This is a genomic window from Streptomyces sp. NPDC085900 (assembly GCF_044540925.1).
In the GTDB taxonomy this organism is placed as follows: Bacteria; Actinomycetota; Actinomycetes; order Streptomycetales; family Streptomycetaceae; genus Streptomyces; species Streptomyces gilvifuscus.
This window is the reverse complement of the sequence record NZ_JBITSP010000010.1, coordinates 265,437-284,272: the sequence shown is the minus strand read 5'-3', so window position 1 is coordinate 284,272 and position 18,836 is coordinate 265,437. Positions and strand designations below refer to the sequence as shown.

17 protein-coding genes are annotated in these 18,836 nt (G+C 72.4%); 11 read left to right on the top strand and 6 right to left on the bottom strand.

Annotated features, from left to right (window positions below; translation table 11 throughout):
• Positions 1-21 precede the first annotated feature (21 nt).
• Positions 22-594, top strand: coding sequence for a TetR/AcrR family transcriptional regulator (locus ACIGDI_RS31375; protein WP_399903638.1), 573 nt, complete (start codon positions 22-24; stop codon positions 592-594).
• On the opposite strand, the gene ACIGDI_RS31370 is transcribed toward ACIGDI_RS31375, so the two are convergent.
• A complete protein-coding gene (locus tag ACIGDI_RS31370; protein ID WP_399903635.1) occupies positions 581-1,789 on the bottom strand; it encodes an MFS transporter in 1,209 nt (402 codons plus the stop codon). The genes ACIGDI_RS31375 and ACIGDI_RS31370 overlap by 14 nt on opposite strands.
• 47 nt (positions 1,790-1,836) lie before the next feature.
• Here ACIGDI_RS31370 and ACIGDI_RS31365 point away from each other — a divergent pair, with 47 nt between their 5' ends.
• Complete coding sequence (locus ACIGDI_RS31365; protein ID WP_399903632.1) at positions 1,837-3,246, top strand: PLP-dependent aminotransferase family protein; 1,410 nt, start codon at positions 1,837-1,839, stop codon at positions 3,244-3,246.
• A 10-nt stretch (positions 3,247-3,256) separates the two neighbouring features.
• On the opposite strand, the gene ACIGDI_RS31360 is transcribed toward ACIGDI_RS31365, so the two are convergent.
• A complete protein-coding gene (locus tag ACIGDI_RS31360; protein ID WP_399903630.1) occupies positions 3,257-4,477 on the bottom strand; it encodes a PucR family transcriptional regulator in 1,221 nt (406 codons plus the stop codon).
• A 107-nt stretch (positions 4,478-4,584) separates the two neighbouring features.
• Between ACIGDI_RS31360 and ACIGDI_RS31355 the strand changes: the two genes are divergently transcribed.
• Together ACIGDI_RS31355 and pruA are read left to right on the top strand one after the other, a co-directional pair.
• Positions 4,585-5,511 carry a proline dehydrogenase family protein gene (locus tag ACIGDI_RS31355; protein WP_399903627.1) on the top strand — a complete coding sequence of 309 codons (927 nt, stop codon included), beginning with the start codon at positions 4,585-4,587 and terminating at the stop codon, positions 5,509-5,511.
• Positions 5,512-5,574: 63 nt separating this feature from the next.
• Positions 5,575-7,206 (top strand): L-glutamate gamma-semialdehyde dehydrogenase, encoded by a 1,632-nt coding sequence (gene pruA, locus ACIGDI_RS31350; protein ID WP_399903625.1) that lies wholly within the window; start codon positions 5,575-5,577, stop codon positions 7,204-7,206.
• A 54-nt stretch (positions 7,207-7,260) separates the two neighbouring features.
• Here pruA and ACIGDI_RS31345 read toward each other — a convergent pair whose 3' ends face one another.
• Together ACIGDI_RS31345 and ACIGDI_RS31340 are read right to left on the bottom strand one after the other, a co-directional pair.
• Positions 7,261-7,467 (bottom strand): DUF5988 family protein, encoded by a 207-nt coding sequence (locus ACIGDI_RS31345; RefSeq protein WP_399903623.1) that lies wholly within the window; start codon positions 7,465-7,467, stop codon positions 7,261-7,263.
• Between the two features lie 48 nt (positions 7,468-7,515).
• Entirely contained in the window at positions 7,516-8,463 is a 948-nt protein-coding gene (locus ACIGDI_RS31340) for an NADP-dependent oxidoreductase (protein ID WP_399903620.1), read from the bottom strand.
• Between the two features lie 374 nt (positions 8,464-8,837).
• Between ACIGDI_RS31340 and ACIGDI_RS31335 the strand changes: the two genes are divergently transcribed.
• Positions 8,838-8,969 (top strand): hypothetical protein, encoded by a 132-nt coding sequence (locus ACIGDI_RS31335; protein WP_399903617.1) that lies wholly within the window; start codon positions 8,838-8,840, stop codon positions 8,967-8,969.
• Between the two features lie 53 nt (positions 8,970-9,022).
• Here ACIGDI_RS31335 and ACIGDI_RS31330 read toward each other — a convergent pair whose 3' ends face one another.
• Entirely contained in the window at positions 9,023-10,594 is a 1,572-nt protein-coding gene (locus ACIGDI_RS31330; RefSeq protein WP_399903614.1) for a purple acid phosphatase family protein, read from the bottom strand.
• Between the two features lie 140 nt (positions 10,595-10,734).
• Here ACIGDI_RS31330 and ACIGDI_RS31325 point away from each other — a divergent pair, with 140 nt between their 5' ends.
• Positions 10,735-11,778 (top strand): 3-isopropylmalate dehydrogenase, encoded by a 1,044-nt coding sequence (locus ACIGDI_RS31325; protein WP_399903611.1) that lies wholly within the window; start codon positions 10,735-10,737, stop codon positions 11,776-11,778.
• A gap of 252 nt (positions 11,779-12,030) precedes the next feature.
• The gene (locus ACIGDI_RS31320) at positions 12,031-13,119 is read left to right on the top strand and encodes a branched-chain amino acid aminotransferase (protein WP_399903608.1); all 1,089 of its coding nucleotides are present in this window, start codon (positions 12,031-12,033) and stop codon (positions 13,117-13,119) included.
• Between the two features lie 86 nt (positions 13,120-13,205).
• On the opposite strand, the gene ACIGDI_RS31315 is transcribed toward ACIGDI_RS31320, so the two are convergent.
• Entirely contained in the window at positions 13,206-14,648 is a 1,443-nt protein-coding gene (locus ACIGDI_RS31315) for a cytosine permease (RefSeq protein WP_399903605.1), read from the bottom strand.
• 114 nt (positions 14,649-14,762) lie between these two features.
• Between ACIGDI_RS31315 and ureA the strand changes: the two genes are divergently transcribed.
• Genes ureA through ACIGDI_RS31295 form a run of 4 tightly spaced genes read left to right on the top strand, consistent with a single transcriptional unit; the run spans position 14,763 to position 18,835 of the window.
• The gene (gene ureA, locus ACIGDI_RS31310) at positions 14,763-15,461 is read left to right on the top strand and encodes an urease subunit gamma (RefSeq protein ID WP_399903603.1); all 699 of its coding nucleotides are present in this window, start codon (positions 14,763-14,765) and stop codon (positions 15,459-15,461) included.
• The gene (locus ACIGDI_RS31305; protein ID WP_399903600.1) at positions 15,458-17,167 is read left to right on the top strand and encodes an urease subunit alpha; all 1,710 of its coding nucleotides are present in this window, start codon (positions 15,458-15,460) and stop codon (positions 17,165-17,167) included. Before ureA ends, ACIGDI_RS31305 begins: the two co-directional genes overlap by 4 nt.
• A gap of 12 nt (positions 17,168-17,179) precedes the next feature.
• Entirely contained in the window at positions 17,180-18,214 is a 1,035-nt protein-coding gene (locus ACIGDI_RS31300; RefSeq protein WP_399903597.1) for an agmatine/peptidylarginine deiminase, read from the top strand.
• Between the two features lie 9 nt (positions 18,215-18,223).
• Complete coding sequence (locus ACIGDI_RS31295; protein WP_399903595.1) at positions 18,224-18,835, top strand: TetR/AcrR family transcriptional regulator; 612 nt, start codon at positions 18,224-18,226, stop codon at positions 18,833-18,835.
• Position 18,836: the final 1 nt, after the last annotated feature.

The following is an 18,836-nucleotide window of genomic DNA, read 5'->3' as shown; positions in this document are numbered from 1 at the left end:
TCGGGCGGTAGGGTGGTCGGCATGGGACACCGTGAGGATCTGCTCGAGGGCGCCAAGCGCTGCCTGCTGGAGAAGGGGTTCCTGCGTACGACCGCGCGGGACATCGTCAAGGAGTCGGGGACCAACCTGGCCTCCATCGGCTACCACTACGGGTCGAAGGACGCGCTGCTGGCCCAGGCGTACATCGCGCTGGTGGAGGACCTGTCCTTCGAGGGGGACGCCGGCATCGAGGGTGCGCCCGGGTCGCTGGAGCGCTTCCGGGAGGTCTGGTCGAACATCGTCGACTCCATGCGGGAGCCCGGATCGATGTGGCGGCTCAGCATGGAGATCATGGGCATGGGGGACCGGCTCCCCGAGGTGCGCGAGCAGCTGTCCCGGGCGCAGCGCGAGGGCGGCCGGGGGCTGGTCTCGCTGCTGCAGGGCGTGCCGGAGGAGGAGGTGTCGGACGAGACCGCCGACAGCCTCGGCCGGTTCTACATGACCCTGATGTCGGGGCTCATCTCGCAGTGGACGTTCGACCCGAAGACCGCGCCCGACGCCGACTCGCTCACCGACGGACTGCGCCAGGTGATCGAGGGCGTCAGGAACGGCTGAGCCGCGCCGGGCGGAGGTCCCGCAGGGCCGGGGCCAGCGCGACCAGCATCAGCAGCGCCGTCACCGTGAACGCCCACGGGTAGCCGGTCGCCCCGGCCAGTACGCCGAAGCCGGCGGCGCCGACGCCCATCCCGCCGTCGTAGGCGAGATTCCACAGGGCGCTGACCGTGCCGTACGAGGACGGCGAGACCCGGGCGTACATCAGCGCGAGGGTGGAGTTCTGCGCGATGCCGAAGCCGGCGCCGAACAGGGCGGTTCCGGCGACCACGGCGGCCGGGGTGCCGGTCGCCGCGGTCACGGCGACGCCCGCCGCCGACAGGAGCAGGCCGGGCACCACGAGCCGGGCGCTGCCGTGCCGGTCGCCGTGGCGGCCCGCCAGCCAGCGGGTCGCCGTCGCGGCCGCGGGCTGCACGAAGAGGGCCAGCGTGACGACACCGGAGTGCACCCGCGGAACGGCCAGCGGCAGGAAGGTGACCATGATCCCGGCGGCCGTCGCGGTGGTCGCGAAGACGAGGACGGGGCGGAGCAGGGCGCCGGTGCGCAGGCCGCGCAGGACGCCGATGTGCCGGTCCGGGCGGGGCCCTTCCACCGCCTTCCGCGCGTTCGCGTCCGGCAGTCCCAGCACCGAGACCGTCGCGGCCAGCGCGGCCGTCCCCCCGATCACGGCGACCGTCCCGTATCCCGCGTGCGTCACCAGCCACAGGCCCAGCGGCAGCGCGACCAGGGACGGCACCCCGGAGACCACGCCCACCAGGGCCAGCCCCTCGCCCCGGCGCTCGGCGGGAATGAGGGACGCGGTCAGCGCGCCGCCCGCCACGATCGTCAGCGCGAAGCCCAGACCGCGCAGCAGGCACACGGCGACGATCCACACGATGTCCGACGAGACCGTCAGCACCAGGGCCGGGGCGCCGAGCAGGACCAGGCCGGCCATGAGCGTCGCACGGTAGCCGTGGCGGGCGACCAGACGCGGGGTGATCAGCTCGCCGAGGACGGTGGCGAGCATCAGGGAGCCGGTGGCGAGACCCGCCGCGTTCCCGCCGCCCGACCCGGCCGCGTAGGCGGGGACGACCGACAGCAGCAGGAAGAAGCTGACGCTCGCGCCGGCCAGGCTCACGAAGCGCAGCAGCAGGGGCCGGGTCAGCAGCGACGGCCGTGCCGTGGCCGTCCGGGGAGGGCAGTTCGCCGAAGTCGTCATGCCGTCGACGTTAGAGACGTACCGGTCCTCCGCTAAGCTCCAATTCCATGCCAGTGCAGTGGGCCGGTTTGTCACCCGAGCTGCTTCTGACGCTCGACCGGGAGAGCGGGCAGCGGCTGTGCGCGCAGCTGGAGGGCCAGCTGCGGGACGCCATCCGCTCGGGCCGGCTGCGGGCGGGGGAGCGACTGCCGTCCTCCCGGGAACTCGCGCGGATGCTGAGCCTGTCCCGGGGGCTCGTCCAGGACTGCTACGCCCAGCTCCAGGCCGAGGGCTACCTCGTCACCCGGGTCGGCTCGGCTACCCGCGTGGCGGCCTGCGCGCAGGTGGACCGGGCCCCCGTGCCGTCCCCGCCGGACGCCGGCCCCCGCATGATCGCCGACTTCCGCCACGGCGTACCGGACCTGACCTCCTTCCCCGTCTCCGACTGGCTCTGGGCGACCAGGGAGGCGGCCCGGCGCGTGCCGACCGCCGACCTCGACTACGGCGATCCACAGGGAAGTTCGGCGCTGCGTGAGGTCGTGGCCGGGTATCTGGGCCGGGTCCGGGGCGCCGCGGCCGACCCCGCCCGTACCGTCGTCTGCTCCGGCTACGCCCAGGGGCTGAGCCTCGCCCTGCGCGCCCTGGCCCGTGCCGGAGTGCGGGTCGTGGCCTACGAGGACCCGGGCGGGCCGGCCGCGGCGAGGGCGGCCGCGGAGGCGGCGGGGCTGACGGCGGTGCCGGTCCCGGTCGGCGAAGAGGGCCTCGACGTGGCGGAGTTGGACGCCACCGGCGCCCGGGCGGTGATCGTCACCCCGGCCCACCAGTGGCCGACGGGCGTGGTGCTGGCACCCTCCCGTCGCCATGCGCTGATCGAGTGGGCTTCACGCCGGGACGCCTACGTCGTCGAGGACGACTACGACGCCGAGTTCCGCTACGACCGTGAACCCGTGGGCGCGCTCCAGGGGTTGGCCGCGGACCGGGTGATCTCCATCGGCACCGTCAGCAAGTCCCTCGCGCCCGCGCTCCGGCTGGGCTGGCTGCTGTGCCCGCCCGCCCTGCTGGAGGCGGTCGTCGAGCACAAGCGCGTCGCCGACCGCGGCTCACCCACCCTCGACCAGCTGGCCCTCGCCCGCCTGATCGAGTCCGGCCGTTACGACCGCCACCTGCGCCGCATGCGCACGGTGTACGCCGCCCGCCGCACCGCCCTCGTCTCCGCCCTCGCCCGACACGCCCCCGCGGTACGGCTGTCGGGGCTGGCGGCCGGGTTCCACGCGGTGGCGCACCTGCCCGAGGGCGCACAGGAGGAGACGGTCGTGGCCGAGGCGCGGGCCCGCGGTGTCGGCCTGTACGGCATGAGCGCGTGCCGGACCTCCGGCGCCGCCGTACCGCCGCAACTCGTCCTGGGCTTCGGCCATGTGACGGACCGTGCGATCACCGAGGGCGTGGCGGCCGTGGCGGACCTTCTCGGCGAGCCGTGAGGGAGCGGGGCTACAGCCGCGCCCCCTTGAGCGCCATGTGCAGCAGCAGCCGGTCCTCGCCGTCGTCCAGGTCGAGGCCGGTGAGCTTCTCGACGCGGGAGAGGCGGTAGTAGAGGGTCTGGCGGTGGATGCCCAGTTCCGCCGCCGTGCGGCCCGCCTGGCCGGCGCGGTCGAGGTACACCTCGGCGGTGCGGGCCAGTTCGCGGTAGGCGGGGGTGAGCAGGACCTGTACGGCGGGGTCGTGCGCCGTCTCCGGGGGCAGCGCGGTCAGCAGCCGGAACGGGCCGATGTGCGCCCACTCGGCGACCGGGCCGAGCGGGGGCTCCGCCAGGGCGGCCCGCGCCGCGGCCGACGCCTCCCGCCAGGACGTGCCCAGTTCCGCCAGGCCGGCGCGCGCGGTGGCGATCCCCGCGGCCGTCCGGACCGGGCCCAGCCGCCCCGCCCGCTCCAGCAGCCGCCCCGCCGCCGACGTCGCCGGCGTCAGCACGTCCGCCGAGCGCAGCCGCACCAGCAACGCCAGGCACTGGTCGGCGGCCGCCCACGGCACCGTGCACAGCGCCGTCGCACCCGGCACCGTACGCACCGAGGGCGCGTCGTCCGGGTCGGCGGAGGGCCAGGGCGCCACGCAGACCATCGTGTGCGGGCCGTCGGCGCGGGAGCCGAGGGCGCTGCGCAGCTCGGCCACCGCCATCTCCCGCCGCCAGTCCCGCTCGGCGGTCAGCACCGCGCGCAGCTCCCGGGTGAGGTCGGCGCCGTGCTGGGCCTCGTCGGCGAGCAGGGCGCCGATGCGGACCGTGACCTCCATGGCCGCCGTCAGCTGCCGCTCGGTCGGGCCGGGGTCGGAGTCCAGCAGCCAGACGTAGCCGAGGACGACGCCGCGGTGGCGTACCGGCAGACAGATCCGCCCCCGGTACACGCCCGCCTCGGGCGTCGGCGGGATACGGACCGGGCCCGTCGCCCGGGTGATGCCGAAGCCCTCGAACCAGGTGCGGACGGCCGCGGTGGAGCGCCGGGTGAGGATCGAGCGGGTGCGCACCGGGTCCAGCGCCGCCGCGTCCAGCTCGTCCTCGCTGTCGTACGCCCCGAAGGCGATCAGCTCGAAGTCGCGGTTCTCCAGCGTCGCGGGGGCGCCGAGGAGCTCCGAGATCTCGTCGACGAGTTCCTGGTAGTCACCTCTGTTGTCGACCGTCACACGGGCATTGTCCCGCACGACCCCAGGCGCTTCATACATCTGTCTGAGATCTGCGGCACGGATGCGTGACAGCTGTCGATGGCTGACGATCGGGGGGATCCTTAGGTTTCACGGTGGTTCTATCTGCTGGTTTGTGGAGGTGCCCCGTGCTGGGTCCCGTGATTCTTGCCGCGTCGCGCAGCGACCGGATGCGACGCCTGATCTCGGCGGCCCCGGTGACCAAGCAGGTCGTCGAGCGCTTCATCCCGGGCGAGACGGTCGACGAGATCGTGCCGATCGTCCGCGAGCTCACGGGCCGGGGCCTCGAGCTGACCATGGACGTCGTGGGCGAGGACATCACCCGGCCGGAGCAGGCCGCCGCCGCCCGCGACGCCTATCTGGAGCTCGTCGAGCGGCTGGGGGAGCTGGAGCTGGGCGCCCGCGCCGAGATGTCGGTGAAGCTGTCGATGTTCGGCCAGGCGCTGCCCGGCGGCCACGAGCTCGCCCTCGCCAACGTCCGTCCGGTCGTCGAGGCGGCCGCCGCCATCGGCACGACCGTCACGCTCGACGCCGAGGACCACACCACCCTCGACTCGATGTTCGCCATCCACGAGGAGCTGCGGAAGGACTTCCCGCAGACCGGCTGCGTCATCCAGGCCTACCTCTTCCGCACCGAGGCCGACGCCCGCCGCCTGGCCGCGGTCGGCAGCCGGGTGCGGCTGGTCAAGGGCGCCTACAAGGAGCCCGCCGAGGTCGCCTACCAGCAGAAGCACGAGATCGACAAGGCGTACGTGCGGATCCTGCGGATCCTCATGGAGGGCGAGGGGTATCCGATGATCGGCTCCCACGACCCGCGCCTGATCTCCATCGGCCAGGAACTGGCCCGCCGGGCCGGCCGCAAGCCCGACGAGTACGAGTTCCAGATGCTGTACGGCATCCGCGGCGACGAGCACCTCCGCCTCGCCGCCGAGGGCCACCGCATGCGCGTCTACACCGCCTACGGCACCGACTGGTACGGCTACTTCATGCGCCGGCTCGCCGAGAAGCCCGCCAACCTGCGGTTCTTCCTGCGCAGCATGATCAGCAAGGGCTGAGGCAGCCACCCTCGCGCCCCCCTCCCCGCGACACCCGCTCACGTACAAGGAGTTACGGAACCCATGGACGCTGTGACCCAGGTCCCCGCCCCCGTCAACGAGCCGGTGCACGGCTACGCCCCCGGTTCGCCCGAGCGTGCCCGGCTGGAGGCCAAGCTCAAGGAGCTCGCCGAGAACCCGATGGACCTGCCGATGACCATCGGCGGCGAGAAGCGGATGGGCGGCGGTGAGCCCTTCCAGGTCGTCCAGCCGCACAACCACAAGGCCGTCCTCGGCACCCTGCGCCACGCCACCCACCAGGACGCCCAGGACGCCATCGACGCCGCCCTGGCCGCCGCCCCGGCCTGGCGCGCGATGTCCTTCGACGACCGTGCCGCGATCATCCTGCGCGCCGCCGAACTGCTCGCAGGCCCGTGGCGCGAGACCATCGCCGCGTCCACCATGCTCGGCCAGTCGAAGACCGCCCAGCAGGCGGAGATCGACAGCCCCTGCGAGCTCGTCGACTTCTGGCGTTTCAACGTCCACTACGCCCGCCAGATCCTGGCCGAGCAGCCCCCGGCCAACTCGCCGGGCGTGTGGAACCGCCTCGACCACCGGCCGCTGGAGGGCTTCGTCTACGCGATCACGCCCTTCAACTTCTCGGCGATCGCGGCCAACCTGCCCACCGCGCCCGCCCTGATGGGCAACGTCGTGGTGTGGAAGCCGTCCCCGACCCAGACCCACGCCGCCGTGCTGCTGATGGAGCTGCTGGAGGAGGCGGGTCTGCCCAAGGGCGTCATCAACCTGGTCACCGGCGACGGCATCGCCGTCTCCGAGGTCGCCCTGGAACACCGCGACCTCGCCGGCATCCACTTCACCGGCTCGACCAAGACCTTCCAGTACCTGTGGAAGACGGTCGGCAACAACATCGAGAAGTACCGCTCCTACCCGCGCCTGGTCGGCGAGACTGGCGGCAAGGACTTCCTGGTCGCCCACCCGAGCGCCGACCGCGCGGTGCTGAAGACCGCCCTCACGCGCGGCGCCTTCGAGTACCAGGGCCAGAAGTGCTCGGCCACCTCCCGCGCCTACATCCCGGCGTCCATCTGGAACTCCGGCTTCAAGGAGGAGTTCGCGGCCGAGGTCGACTACCTGACCATGGGTGACGTCACCGACCTGGCCAACTTCATCGGCGCCGTCATCGACGACCGCGCCTTCGCCAAGAACAAGGCCGCCATCGACCGCGCCAAGTCCGACCCGACCTGCACGATCGTCGCGGGCGGCACCTACGACGACTCGGTCGGCTGGTTCGTCCGCCCGACCGTCGTCGAGTGCACCGACCCGGAGAACGAGGTCTTCCGCACCGAGTACTTCGGCCCGTTCCTCGCCGTCTACGTCTACGAGGACGACAAGTACGACGAGATGCTGACGCAGATGGAGTCCGTCTCCGACTACGCGCTGACCGGCTCGGTCGTGTCCAACGACCGCGCTGCGGCGGCGTACACGATGGAGAAGCTGCGCTACGCGGCCGGCAACTTCTACATCAACGACAAGTCGACCGGCGCCGTGGTCGGCCAGCAGCCCTTCGGCGGCGGCCGCGCCTCCGGCACCAACGACAAGGCCGGCGCCCCGCAGAACCTGCTGCGCTGGACGCTGACCCGTGCCATCAAGGAGACCCTGGTCCCGCCGACCGACTACACCTACCCGCACATGGGCTGACGCCCTCCGGGACAAAGACGGGCCGGGTCGCGACGACCCGGCCCGTCCGCATGCTCAGCCGGGCATCTCCGTCCGCTCCCACCACTCGTACACCGGCAGGGTGCCCTCCGCGGTGTCGGCCTGGCGCGGGGTGGGACGGAAGTGCTCGTAGCCGTTGCGGAGTTCGATCTTCAGGTCGGCGCCGGGTGTGGTGACCGCGACGATGCGCGCGGGCAGGTCCCGCGGGCCGCCTTCGAGAAGTGCCTTGACCGTGTCGTTCATGACCTCACCGTTCCCTGTGTCGGATCGGATGCGTCTGCCGGCCGGGAGTCAGTCCGGCAGGACGAGTACGAGGCCGCCCTTGGCGTGACCGGCCTCGCCCAGTTCGTGTGCCTTGGCCGCCTCGGCGAACGGCACGGCCGCCTCGACGTGGACGCGGACGCGGCCGCTCGCGAGGAGGGCGGCGACCTTGGCGAGGCGCTCTCCCGACGGCTCCGCCTGGACGACCGCGAAGCGCATCCCGCGGGCCTCCACGTCCTCCGGGGACAGGCCCAGGTCGCCGGGGACCGCCGAGAGCAGCAGGCCGTTCGGGCGGAGGGTGTTCAGGGTGCGCGGGCCGAAGTCGCCGCCGACCAGGTCGAGGGCCGCGTCGATGTCGTGCACGGTGTCGGAGAAGTCGACGTCGGTGTGGTCGACGAGTTCGTCGGCGCCCAGGTCGCTGAGGAAGCCGTGGCAGTCGGCGCGTTCCGTCGCGACGACGTACGCGCCCTCCGCCTTGGCGAGCTGGACGGCGATGTGACCGATGCCGCCGGCCGCCGCGTGGATCAGCACCCGGCTGCCGGGACCGATCCGGGCGATGTCGATCAGGGCCTGCCAGGCGGTGAGGGCCGCCGTGGGCGCGGCGGCCGCGTGGACGTGGTCGACGGTGGCGGGCTTGGCGGCGAAGCGGTCGGCGGGAGCGGTGACGTGGCTGGCGTATCCGCCGCCGTCGATCATGCCGAAGACCTCGTCGCCGGGACGGAAGCGGGTGACGGACCCGCCGACGGCCTCCACGGTGCCGGAGACGTCCCGGCCGAGGGTGAACGGGGGCTCGCCGAGGAGCGGGGCGGTGCCCGAGCGCACCAGCGGGTCGGCGGGATCGATCCCCGCGGCCCGTACCCGCACCAGCACCTCGTCCGGAGCCGGCGTGGGGCGGGGGCGGTCCTCGACCGTCAGGACCTCCGGTCCGCCGAAGCGGTGCTGGGTGATCACAGTCGCGCGGGGTTGTTCCGTGGCCATCGGGTCTCCCTCCCGAGTACGGACCGAGTACGGACCTGCGGCCGGCCCGCACGACCGCCTTCCGTCCATCGTGGCCCCCGGGCTCCGATCCGTACATCGTCCCAGACTTCCCCGGCCTCCGCCGCCTCGAAAGCGCAGCTCAGAGCCGTGTGACCCAATCCACCGTCTCAGATAGTAGGAAGTCCGAGTAATTGTGGAGACAGACACGGCCGGCTCCCTTAGCTTTGTAGGAGCCGAACGTCTCGCTCGACAAGCGAATGGCGGTCAGGAGCCGGGCCCCGAGCAGGTAACCCCTGCGGCACCGCTCCCCGCCCCTTCCGGCGTCTCGTAACCCCCTTTGTGGCACTCCCCGATGTCGAAGGAGTCGATTTCCCATGGCCGAGACGACCGCCCGCCGCCGAGTCCGTCACACCTCCCGTACGAGCGATTCCGACCGCCAGAACGCCGCGGCCGCCCTCCAGCGCGCCCTGGACCGCAGGGACAACGGCGGTTCGACCGGCCACTGAGCCGGGCATCACCTACCAGCCGGGAGCCGCACCCGCTGAGGTGCGGCGCGGACTCACACTCCGCGCCGCACCTCGAAATGGTCGATGCGCTCGCCGTTCTGCGCCAGCGCCGACACCTTCAGGGCGGGCCGGGTACCGCTCACCGCCTCCACCGACAGCAGCGAGAAGCCGCGGTAGCGCACCCTCGACCACTCCACCGTCTCCTGGGCGGCCGACCGTGACCTCGTCCACCGGAGGGTGTCGACGGGCTCGTGGCGTGTCACGTGCCCCTCGTAGCTCTCCCGCACCCCGGACGGGAAGCCGTACAGGTCCCGGCCCCCGCCGCCCGCGGTGACGTAGACGGTCCCGTCGCGCGTCGGGTCCGTCGAGGCGCCGATGGGGACCGCGCGTCCGACCGCGCCGCCCCGGACGGCGTCCGTCCGCTCGTAGACGTGGTTGTGTCCGTTGATCACCAGATCCACCTGGTGCCGTGCGAACAGCGGCAGCCACTCGGCGCGCACTCCGCCGTCGGAGGCGTGCGTGGACGTCGAGTAGGCGCAGTGGTGGAAGAAGACCACGACGAAGTCCACGCCCTTCGACGAGCGCAGCTCGCCCAGCTTGTCGTCCAGCCATCTGGTCTGCCTCCCGCCCGTGTGGCCGAGGTTGGCGGGGATCTCGTACGACACGTCGTTGGCGTCCAGCGCCACGAAGCCGACGTTGCCGTACGTGAACGCGTACGCGCCCGGTGAGTGGCGCGCGTCGAAGCCGCTCTCCGGGAGGGAGAAGCGGGCCAGTTGGCCTCCGTAGCCGTCCGGTGAGTACCAGGCCTCCATGTCGTGGTTGCCGGTGGTGACCATCCACGGCACCGACCTGGCGACCGGCTCGTTCTGCTTGAGGAACAGGTCCCAGTAGGCGGGGTCGTAGCCGTCCGACGTCATGCCCCGGCCGTTGGTGTCGGCGTAGCAGATGTCGCCCGCGTGCAGGTGGAAGGCGGGCTTTCGGCTCAGCACGAGGTGGTCGTTCGCGGCGGCCGCCTGGCTGACGCCCTGGTCGCCGAAGGCCGTGAAGACGAACCTCTCCGGTGCGGCGGGCGCGGTGCGGAAGGAGGCGATGGCGGAGCGGTGTGCGGGGGCTGTCGGGTCGAAGCCCTCGTGGCCGACGCCGTAGTAGTAGGTCGTGCCCGGGAGCAGGCCGTCGAGGGCGGCGTGCAGGTAGTACTGCTGCAGGGCCGGGCGTACACCGGTGACGCCTGGGGTGTGCAGGCCGCGGACCTCGGCCGGGACCCGCCGGCCCAGGTCGTCGGGCTGCACGCCGACGCGCAGGTACGGCCCGCGCACCGCGAGCGGCACCTGCCAGGAGACCCGCATCTGCGTCTTCGGGTCGGCGCCGAAGGCGAGGTGGCGGCCGAAGGGGGAGACGGCCGAGCCGTGCACCGCGGACGCCGAGGACGAGGCCGCCGGCGACCGGGTCGCCGTACCCGGCGATCCACCCACGCCGCAGCCCGACAGCAGTCCGCCCGCCGTCACCGCGCCCGCCGTCACCAGCGTGCGCCGCGGCACGAGTTTGGTCCGCAGGTACTCGTGCTGCTCGGCCATGCTCATCCGGTGCGCGAGCCGGGGCGGAATGCCGAAGTCGGGTAGGTCCATGGCTGTGACGTTCCCCGCGGTCGCCGACGCCCGTCATACGCAGGGGTGAACGTGGGGTGACGCGTTGACGCGACGCCCGCCCCATGTCCGTATCGCGGACACCGCATGTCATCCCATGGGACGAGGAGTAGGGTGCCGACATGTCTCGCAGCATCGATCTCGCAGTGATCCCCGGTGACGGCATCGGGCAGGAAGTCGTGGCCGAAGGCCTCAAGGTCCTCTCCGCCGTCCTCCCGCAGGATGTGAAGCTGGAGACCAAGGAGTACGACTTCGGCGCCAAGCGCTACCACGCCACCGGTGAGACCCTCACCGACGCCGACCTCGACTCCCTCAAGGGGCACGACGCCATCCTGCTCGGCGCGATCGGTGACCCGTCCGTGCCGTCCGGCGTCCTGGAGCGCGGTTTCCTGCTCAAGCTCCGCTTCGCCTTCGACCACCACGTCAACCTGCGGCCGAGCAAGCTGCTCCCGGGTGTGGCGACCCCCCTCGCCGGTGAGCCGCAGATCGACTTCGTCGTCGTCCGCGAGGGCACCGAGGGCCCGTACACCGGCAACGGCGGCACCATCCGCAAGGGCACCGAGCACGAGGTCGCCACCGAGGTCTCCGTCAACACCGCCTTCGGAGTGGAGCGCGTGGTCCGTGACGCCTTCGCCCGCGCCCAGGCCCGCCCCCGCAAGAAGCTCGCACTGATCCACAAGAACAACGTGCTGACCTTCGCGGGTCACCTGTGGACGAACGTCTTCAACAAGGTGGCCGCGGAGTTCCCCGAGGTCACCACCGAGTACATGCACGTGGACGCGGCGACCATCTACCTGGTCACGCAGCCCGAGCGCTTCGACGTGATCGTCACCGACAACCTCTTCGGCGACATCATCACCGACCTCGCCGCGGCCGTCTCCGGCGGCATCGGCGTCGCCGCGAGCGGCAACATCAACCCCTCCGGCGAGTTCCCCTCGATGTTCGAGCCGGTCCACGGTTCCGCGCCCGACATCGCCGGCCAGGGCAAGGCCGACCCCACCGCAACGGTCCTGTCCGTCGCCCTGCTCCTGCGCCACCTCGGCTACGAGGCCGAGGCCGCCCGCATCGACGAGGCGGTCTCCGCCGACCTGGCCGAGCGCACCGGCAAGCCCGCCCGCAGCACGTCGGAGATCGGCGACGCGCTGGCCGTACGAGTAGCCGGCTGACCGGGCGGATCACTCGAAAAGATTCGAAGCCGCCGGGTCACTCGCACCCGGCGGCTTTCGCATGTCCCCCGCCGGGTGCCACCATCATCCCCTGGGTCGCATTCACGCCGTTTTCTTCCCCGGCTCCCCGCTTGCGATAATCGAACGCGGAGCCGCGGATTGAGGGAATGCTCGGACGTCCTAGCACTGGCCACTGGCAGTGAGGGGCGTGGCGCGGCCCGTCACTACACAACCGGTGAAGGACAACCACTCATGACGACGCCCACGATCGAGCTCAAGCCCTCCGCCAGCCCGCTCTCCGACGCCGAGCGCGCGGCGATCCTGGCGAACCCCGGGTTCGGCCGCCACTTCACCGACCACATGGTGACGATCAAGTGGACCGAGGGCCGCGGCTGGCACGACGGCCAGCTCGTCCCGTACGCCCCGCTCTCCCTGGACCCGGCCACCATGGTCCTGCACTACGCGCAGGAGATCTTCGAGGGCCTGAAGGCCTACCGTCAGCCCGACGGCTCCGTCGCCACCTTCCGCCCCGAGAAGAACGCCGAGCGCTTCCAGCGCTCCGCACACCGGCTCGGCATGCCCGAACTGCCGGTCGAGACGTTCATCGAGGCCTGTGACGCCCTGGTCCAGCAGGACAAGGCGTGGGTGCCCGCGCACGGCGGCGAGGAGTCGCTGTACCTGCGCCCGTTCATGATCGCGACCGAGGTCGGCCTGGGCGTCAAGCCCGCCAACGAGTACCTCTTCCTGGTCATCGCCTCCCCGGCCGGCGCGTACTTCCCCGGCGGCGTCAAGCCGGTCACCATCTGGCTCTCCGAGAACCGCGTCCGCGCCGTCCCCGGCGGCACCGGCGACGCCAAGACCGGCGGCAACTACGCGGCCTCCCTGCTCGCCCAGGCCGAGGCCGCCGCCAAGGGCTGCGACCAGGTCTGCTACCTCGACGCGGTCGAGCACAAGTGGGTCGAGGAACTCGGCGGCATGAACCTGTACTTCGTGTACGGGGACAAGATCGTCACGCCGGCCCTGACCGGCTCCATCCTGGAGGGCGTCACCCGCGACAGCCTCCTCGCCGTCGCCCGCGACCTCGGCTACGAGTCCGAGGAGGGCCGCGTCTCCATCGACCAGTGGCAGCGCGACGCCGAGAACGGCACCCTCACCGAGGTCTTCGCCTGCGGTACGGCGGCCGTCATCACCCCCGTCGGCACGGTCAAGCGCGAGAGCGCCGAGTGGCAGCAGGCGGGCGGCGAGCCCGGCGAGGTCACCATGAAGCTGCGCGAGGCCCTGCTGAACATCCAGCGCGGCACGTCCGAGGACAAGCACGGCTGGATGCACCGCCTCGGCTAGCCCCCCGGGCCGCCGGCCGGACACCGGCCGGCGGCCCGACGCCACGCACTGTTCCCCGCAGCCCAGCTGATCCCAGAGAACAGGCCCTAGACGGCCTCGTCCTCAAGTGCACGCGGGGCCGCGGTGGCTGACGTCTGCTCGGAATGTGTCCTGGGCCGCAGCAGCAGGTACACCGCGCCGCCCACCAGGCCCGAGAGCACGAAGCTGCAGTCCACCCCGCCCGTCAGAGACAGCAGCGGGCCCTCGTACGACGGGAGGGACACCGCCAGCAGGCCGACCGCGGCGCCCACCGCCCAGGAGACCGTGGCGCGGATGTTCCAGCCGGACCGGTACCAGTAGACCCCGCCCCGCGAACGGCGGTTGAAGACCTGCAGCGCGTCCGCGTCGTACACCCCGCGGCAGCGCGCGAAGCCGATCAGGGTGATGACCGCCCACGGGGTGCCGATCGCGGTCAGCAGCAGCACGAAGGACGTCATGGCGTCCTGGGCGGACGAGTAGTAGTGGCCCACGAAGACACAGGCCGTCGCGACGGCGGCGACCGTACAGGTGGCCCGGGCCCGGGACGCGCGCGGCAGGATCGCGTCCAGGTCGAGGCCCATGGAGTACAGCATCAGACCCGCGTTGCCCACCGAGCCCGCCGAGGCCGCGAGCAGCAGCGGCAGCAGGTACCAGGCGGGGGACGCCGACACCAGCGGGCCCGCGTAGTCCGACGCCGCCCGTGCCGCGTACGCGGTGAAGGTGCCGAAGAGCTGGGGGACCAGCAGGCCGAGGATCAGCCCGAGCCAGGTCGCGTGCAGCACCCGGCGGGAGGAGTGCCGGGCCGGTGAGATGTAGCGGGTGTAGTCGCCGAGCAGGGTGATGAAGGCGATCGGACCGGACAGACCGGCGGCCACCGTCGCCAGGAACCACGTCGGCCAGAAACCGCCCAGAAGGTAGCCGCCGGTCTGCGGGAGCGCTGCGGTGGTGAAGTGTGGGGCGTAGGCGACGACACCGAGCGCCAGCAGGGCGGTCATGCCGATCGCGAGGACCCGGGACATCGCGAGCAGCACCCGGTAGCCGTACACCGCGCCCGCGACGGTGGCCCCGGCGAGCAGCGCGTAGACGAGGGCGTACGCCACCCCGTCCACCGGCAGCCCGAACATCCGCCGCAGGACGCCCACCATCACGTCGCCGCCGATCCACACGGTCAGCGCGGTGTAGCCGAGGGCGAGGAGCAGGCCGACCACCGAGCCGACCAGGCGGCCCCGCACGCCGAACTGGGCGCCGGAGGAGGTGGACAGGTTCGTGGCGGTGCGCAGGGAGATCAGGGCGAGCGGGGCGGTCAGGGCCGTGCCGGCCAGGGTGCCCACGACGATCGAGCTCAGCGAGGCCCACCAGTCCAGGCCGAACGACGGCGGCAGCCAGCCGAAGATGATCACCCCCAGGCAGAGGTTGGAGCCGAGCAGGATCGACACGAGGTCACGTGGCCCGCTGGTGCGTTCCTCCTCGGGGACGGTGTCGACGCCGCGCTGTTCCATCGAGATCGGCATGTGGTCTCCCTCGGTTTGAGTGCCGCTCAATGTGAACCTGAGTCTCTCACCGCGTCAAGCGTTTCGTATCGGGGATTCATTGTTTAGAGTGTCGCTCTAAAGGAGGGATGCGAGATGAGACTCACCCCCACGGAACGCGACCGCCTGCTGCTCTTCGGCGCCGCCGAGCTGGCCCGCGCCAGGCGGGCCCGCGGCCTCAGGCTCAACGTGCCGGAGGCGACCGCGCTCATCGCGGACACCGTGTGCGAGGCCGCCCGGGACGGCGCCCGGCTCGCCGAGGCCGTCGAGCGCGCCCGGTCGGTCCTCGGGCCCGCCGACGTGCTGCCCGGCGTCGCGGACGTCGTTACCGAGGTGCACGTGGAGGCGGTCTTCGACGACGGGTCCCGGCTGGCGGTCGTCAGCGACCCGATCGGCGGCGGCGGGCTGGGGGAGAAGGCGCCGGGTGCCCTGCTGCCCGGGCCCGTGCACAGCGAGCCCGCGCCGCGGCTGCGGCTGACGGTGACCAACACCGCGACCGTGCCCGTCTCCGTCACCTCCCACTTCCACTTCTTCGAGGCCAACCCGCGCCTGGACTTCGTACGGGAGAAGGCCTACGGGATGCGGCTCGCCGTGCCGGCGGGGTCGTCCGTGCGGTTCGGGCCGGGGGAGTCGCTCGAAGTCGGTCTCGTGCCGATCGGGGGCGCCCGGATCGCCATCGGCTTCGCCGGGCTCGTCGACGGGCCCCTGGACGCACCCGGCGCCCGCGAGGAGGCGCTGCGCCGCGCCGCGGCCTGCGGCTATCTGGGCGTTCCCGCCGAGGGGGCCGAGCGATGAGCCGCCCCGGAGGCCACCCCGCCGAGGCCCGCCGCCTCATCCCCCACGAGTACGCGGCCACCCACGGCCCCCGCGCCGGCGACCGCGTCCGGCTCGGCGACTCCGGTCTGACGGTCCGCGTGGAGTCGGACGCTCAGGCGTACGGCGACGAGTTCCTGGCCGGGTTCGGGAAGACCGCGCGCGACGGACTGCACCTGAAGGCCGCAGCCGTGCGCGAGACCTGTGACGTCGTCGTGTCCAACGTCGTCGTCATCGACGCCGTGCAGGGGATCCGCAAGGTGTCGATCGGCATCCGGGAGGGGCGGATCCACGCCATCGGGCGGGCCGGGAACCCGGACACGCTCGACGGGGTCGACGTCGTCGTGGGGACAGGCACGTCCATCGTGTCCGGCGAGGGGCTGATCGCCACCGCGGGTGCCGTGGACACGCACGTCCATCTGCTGTCGCCGCGGATCATGGAGGCCTCGCTGGCCTCCGGCGTGACCACGATCATCGGCCAGGAGTTCGGGCCGGTGTGGGGCGTCGGCGTCAACTCGCCCTGGGCGCTGCGCCACGCGTTCAACGCCTTCGACGCCTGGCCGGTCAACATCGGTTTCCTGGGCCGGGGTTCGTCCTCGCACCGGGCGCCGCTGGTCGAGGCGCTGGCGGAAGGGGGTGCCTGCGGGTTCAAGGTGCACGAGGACATGGGCGCCCACACCCGGGCGCTGGACACGGCGCTGCGGGTCGCCGAGGAGCACGACGTCCAGGTCGCCCTGCACAGCGACGGGCTGAACGAGTGCCTCTCGGTCGAGGACACCCTGCGGGTGCTGGAGGGGCGCACCATCCACGCCTTCCACATCGAGGGCTGCGGCGGCGGGCACGTCCCCAACGTCCTGAAGATGGCCGGAGTCGCGAACGTCATCGGCTCCTCCACCAACCCCACCCTGCCCTTCGGCCGGGACGCGGTCGCCGAGCACTACGGCATGATCGTCTCCGTCCACGACCTGAAGACCGACCTGCCCGGCGACGCCGCCATGGCCCGCGACCGCATCCGGGCCGGGACCATGGGCGCCGAGGACGTCCTGCACGACCTGGGCGCGATCGGCATCACCTCGTCCGACGCGCAGGGCATGGGGCGGGCCGGCGAGACCGTGCGCCGTACCCTCGCCATGGCCGGCAAGATGAAGGCCCAGTTCGGCGCCCCGGACGAGCACGACAACGAGCGCGTCCTGCGCTACATCGCCAAGCTGACGATCAACCCGGCCGTCGCGCACGGCCTTTCGCACGAGGTCGGCTCGATCGAGGTCGGCAAGCTCGCCGACATCGTGCTGTGGCGGCCGGAGTACTTCGGGGCCAAGCCGCAGCTGGTGCTGAAGGCGGGCTTCCCGGCGTACGGCGTGGTCGGCGACCCGAACGCGGCCACCGACACCTGCGAACCCCTCGTCCTGGGACCGCAGTTCGGGGCGCACGGCGCCACCCCGGCGGACATCTCCGTCGCGTTCGTCGCGCGGGCGGCCCTGGAGCAGGGCGACGACCGCATGCCGACCCGGCGCCGGCGGGTGGCCGTGCGCGGCACCCGCGGCATCGGGCCGGCCGACCTCCGGCTCAACTCCCGTACGGGAGCCGTGGACGTCGACCGGCGCACCGGTCTGGTCACCCTCGACGGCGAGCCGATCGGCTCGGAACCCGCCGACTCCGTCTCCCTCAACCGCCTCTACTTCCTCTGACAAGGACCCACCATGTCCGCTGCCGCCGACGGTTTCCGCATGCCCGCCGAATGGGCCCCGCACGAGCGCACCTGGATGGCCTGGCCCGGCCCCAACCCCACCTTCGACGACCCGGACGACCTCGCAGCCGCCCGGATCGCCTGGGCGTCCGTCGCCCGTGCCGTCCGCCGCTTCGAGCCGGTGACGGTGGTGTGCGGACCGGGGCAGTCGGCCGACGCGCGCGCCCTGCTCGGCCCGGAGGTCGACACCGTCGAACGCGACCTCGACGACGCCTGGATGCGTGACATCGGCCCGACCTTCCTGACCGACGGGCGTGAACTGGCCGCCGTGGACTGGACGTTCAACGGCTGGGGCGCCCAGCACTGGGCCCGCTGGGAGCACGATGCGAAGGTCGCCGCGTACGTGTCGGACCTCGCGGGCGCGCGGACGTACGCCTCGAAGCTCGTCAACGAGGGCGGGGCGATCCATGTCGACGGCGAGGGGACGGTGCTGCTGACGGAGACGGTCCAGCTCGGTCCGGAGCGCAACCCCGGCTGGACCCGGGAGCAGGTCGAGGCGGAGATCCACGGGATGCTCGGCACCCGCAAGGCGATCTGGCTGCCGCGCGGGCTCACCGGCGACTACCCCCCGCACGGCTTCGGCACCCTCGGCCACGTCGACATCGTCGCCGCCTTCGCCCGCCCCGGGGTCGTGGTCGCGCACTCCCAGCCGGACCCCGCCCACCCCGACCACGAGGTGACCGAGGAGGCCATCGGTCTGCTGAGGTCCCAGACCGACGCCCGGGGCCGCCGGCTGGAGGTGGTCGAGGTGCCGGCCCCGACCGTCCTGGAGGCCGACGGCCACTGGGCCGACTACTCCTACATCAACCACTACCTCTGCAACGGCGGCGTCGTCCTGTGCGGCTTCGACGACCCGCGCGACGAGATCGCCGCCGGGATCTTCCGCCGGCTGTTCCCGCGGCGGACGGTGACGCTCGTCGACGCCCGTACGATCTTCTCCGGTGGCGGTGGCATCCACTGCATCACCCAGCAGCAGCCGAGGATCTAGGAGCAGCTCATGGCCGGTGGGCGCAGACAGGCCCCGCCCCGGGAGGACGTCCTCGCCGCCGCCATGGCCATGATCGCCGAGGGCGGGCTGGAGCAGCTGACCATGGCGGCGCTCGGCCGCGAGGTCGGGATGAGCAGCGGACACCTGCTCTACTACTTCCACTCCAAGGACGAACTGCTGCTGCGGACCCTGGAGTGGAGCGAGGGCCGGCTGGGCGCCGAGCGCAGCCGGCTGCTGGCCCGTCGGGGCACGGTCCGCGAGCGGCTCGACGCGTACGTCGACCTCTACGTCCCCGACGGCCACCGCGACCCGCACTGGACGCTCTGGCTGGAGGTCTGGAACCGGTCGCGGGGCGCCGACGAGGACGCCCGCGACCGCCAGGCCGCCATCGAGGGCGCCTGGCACCGCGACCTGGTGGCGCTGGTCGCGGAAGGCGTCTCGCGGGGCGAGTTCCGGCGGGTCGACCCCGACCGCTTCGCCTCCCGGCTGCGGGCGCTGCTGGACGGCTTCTCCATCCATGTGGCGATCGGCCTGCGGGGCACCGACCGGGAGCAAGTTCTCGGCCACGTGCGGGAGTTCCTCGACGACGCGCTGCCGGCGGCGGGACTCGCGGACGACTGAT

Coding starts and splice junctions, on each gene's coding strand:
- ACIGDI_RS31375 (WP_399903638.1), top strand. CDS start 22: ATGGGACACCGTGAGGATCTGCTCGAGGGCGCCAAGCGCTGCCTGCTG.
- ACIGDI_RS31370 (WP_399903635.1), bottom strand. CDS start 1,789: ATGACGACTTCGGCGAACTGCCCTCCCCGGACGGCCACGGCACGGCCG.
- ACIGDI_RS31365 (WP_399903632.1), top strand. CDS start 1,837: ATGCCAGTGCAGTGGGCCGGTTTGTCACCCGAGCTGCTTCTGACGCTC.
- ACIGDI_RS31360 (WP_399903630.1), bottom strand. CDS start 4,477: ATGTATGAAGCGCCTGGGGTCGTGCGGGACAATGCCCGTGTGACGGTC.
- pruA (WP_399903625.1), top strand. CDS start 5,575: ATGGACGCTGTGACCCAGGTCCCCGCCCCCGTCAACGAGCCGGTGCAC.
- ACIGDI_RS31345 (WP_399903623.1), bottom strand. CDS start 7,467: ATGAACGACACGGTCAAGGCACTTCTCGAAGGCGGCCCGCGGGACCTG.
- ACIGDI_RS31340 (WP_399903620.1), bottom strand. CDS start 8,463: ATGGCCACGGAACAACCCCGCGCGACTGTGATCACCCAGCACCGCTTC.
- ACIGDI_RS31335 (WP_399903617.1), top strand. CDS start 8,838: ATGGCCGAGACGACCGCCCGCCGCCGAGTCCGTCACACCTCCCGTACG.
- ACIGDI_RS31330 (WP_399903614.1), bottom strand. CDS start 10,594: ATGGACCTACCCGACTTCGGCATTCCGCCCCGGCTCGCGCACCGGATG.
- ACIGDI_RS31325 (WP_399903611.1), top strand. CDS start 10,735: ATGTCTCGCAGCATCGATCTCGCAGTGATCCCCGGTGACGGCATCGGG.
- ACIGDI_RS31320 (WP_399903608.1), top strand. CDS start 12,031: ATGACGACGCCCACGATCGAGCTCAAGCCCTCCGCCAGCCCGCTCTCC.
- ACIGDI_RS31315 (WP_399903605.1), bottom strand. CDS start 14,648: ATGCCGATCTCGATGGAACAGCGCGGCGTCGACACCGTCCCCGAGGAG.
- ureA (WP_399903603.1), top strand. CDS start 14,763: ATGAGACTCACCCCCACGGAACGCGACCGCCTGCTGCTCTTCGGCGCC.
- ACIGDI_RS31305 (WP_399903600.1), top strand. CDS start 15,458: ATGAGCCGCCCCGGAGGCCACCCCGCCGAGGCCCGCCGCCTCATCCCC.
- ACIGDI_RS31300 (WP_399903597.1), top strand. CDS start 17,180: ATGTCCGCTGCCGCCGACGGTTTCCGCATGCCCGCCGAATGGGCCCCG.
- ACIGDI_RS31295 (WP_399903595.1), top strand. CDS start 18,224: ATGGCCGGTGGGCGCAGACAGGCCCCGCCCCGGGAGGACGTCCTCGCC.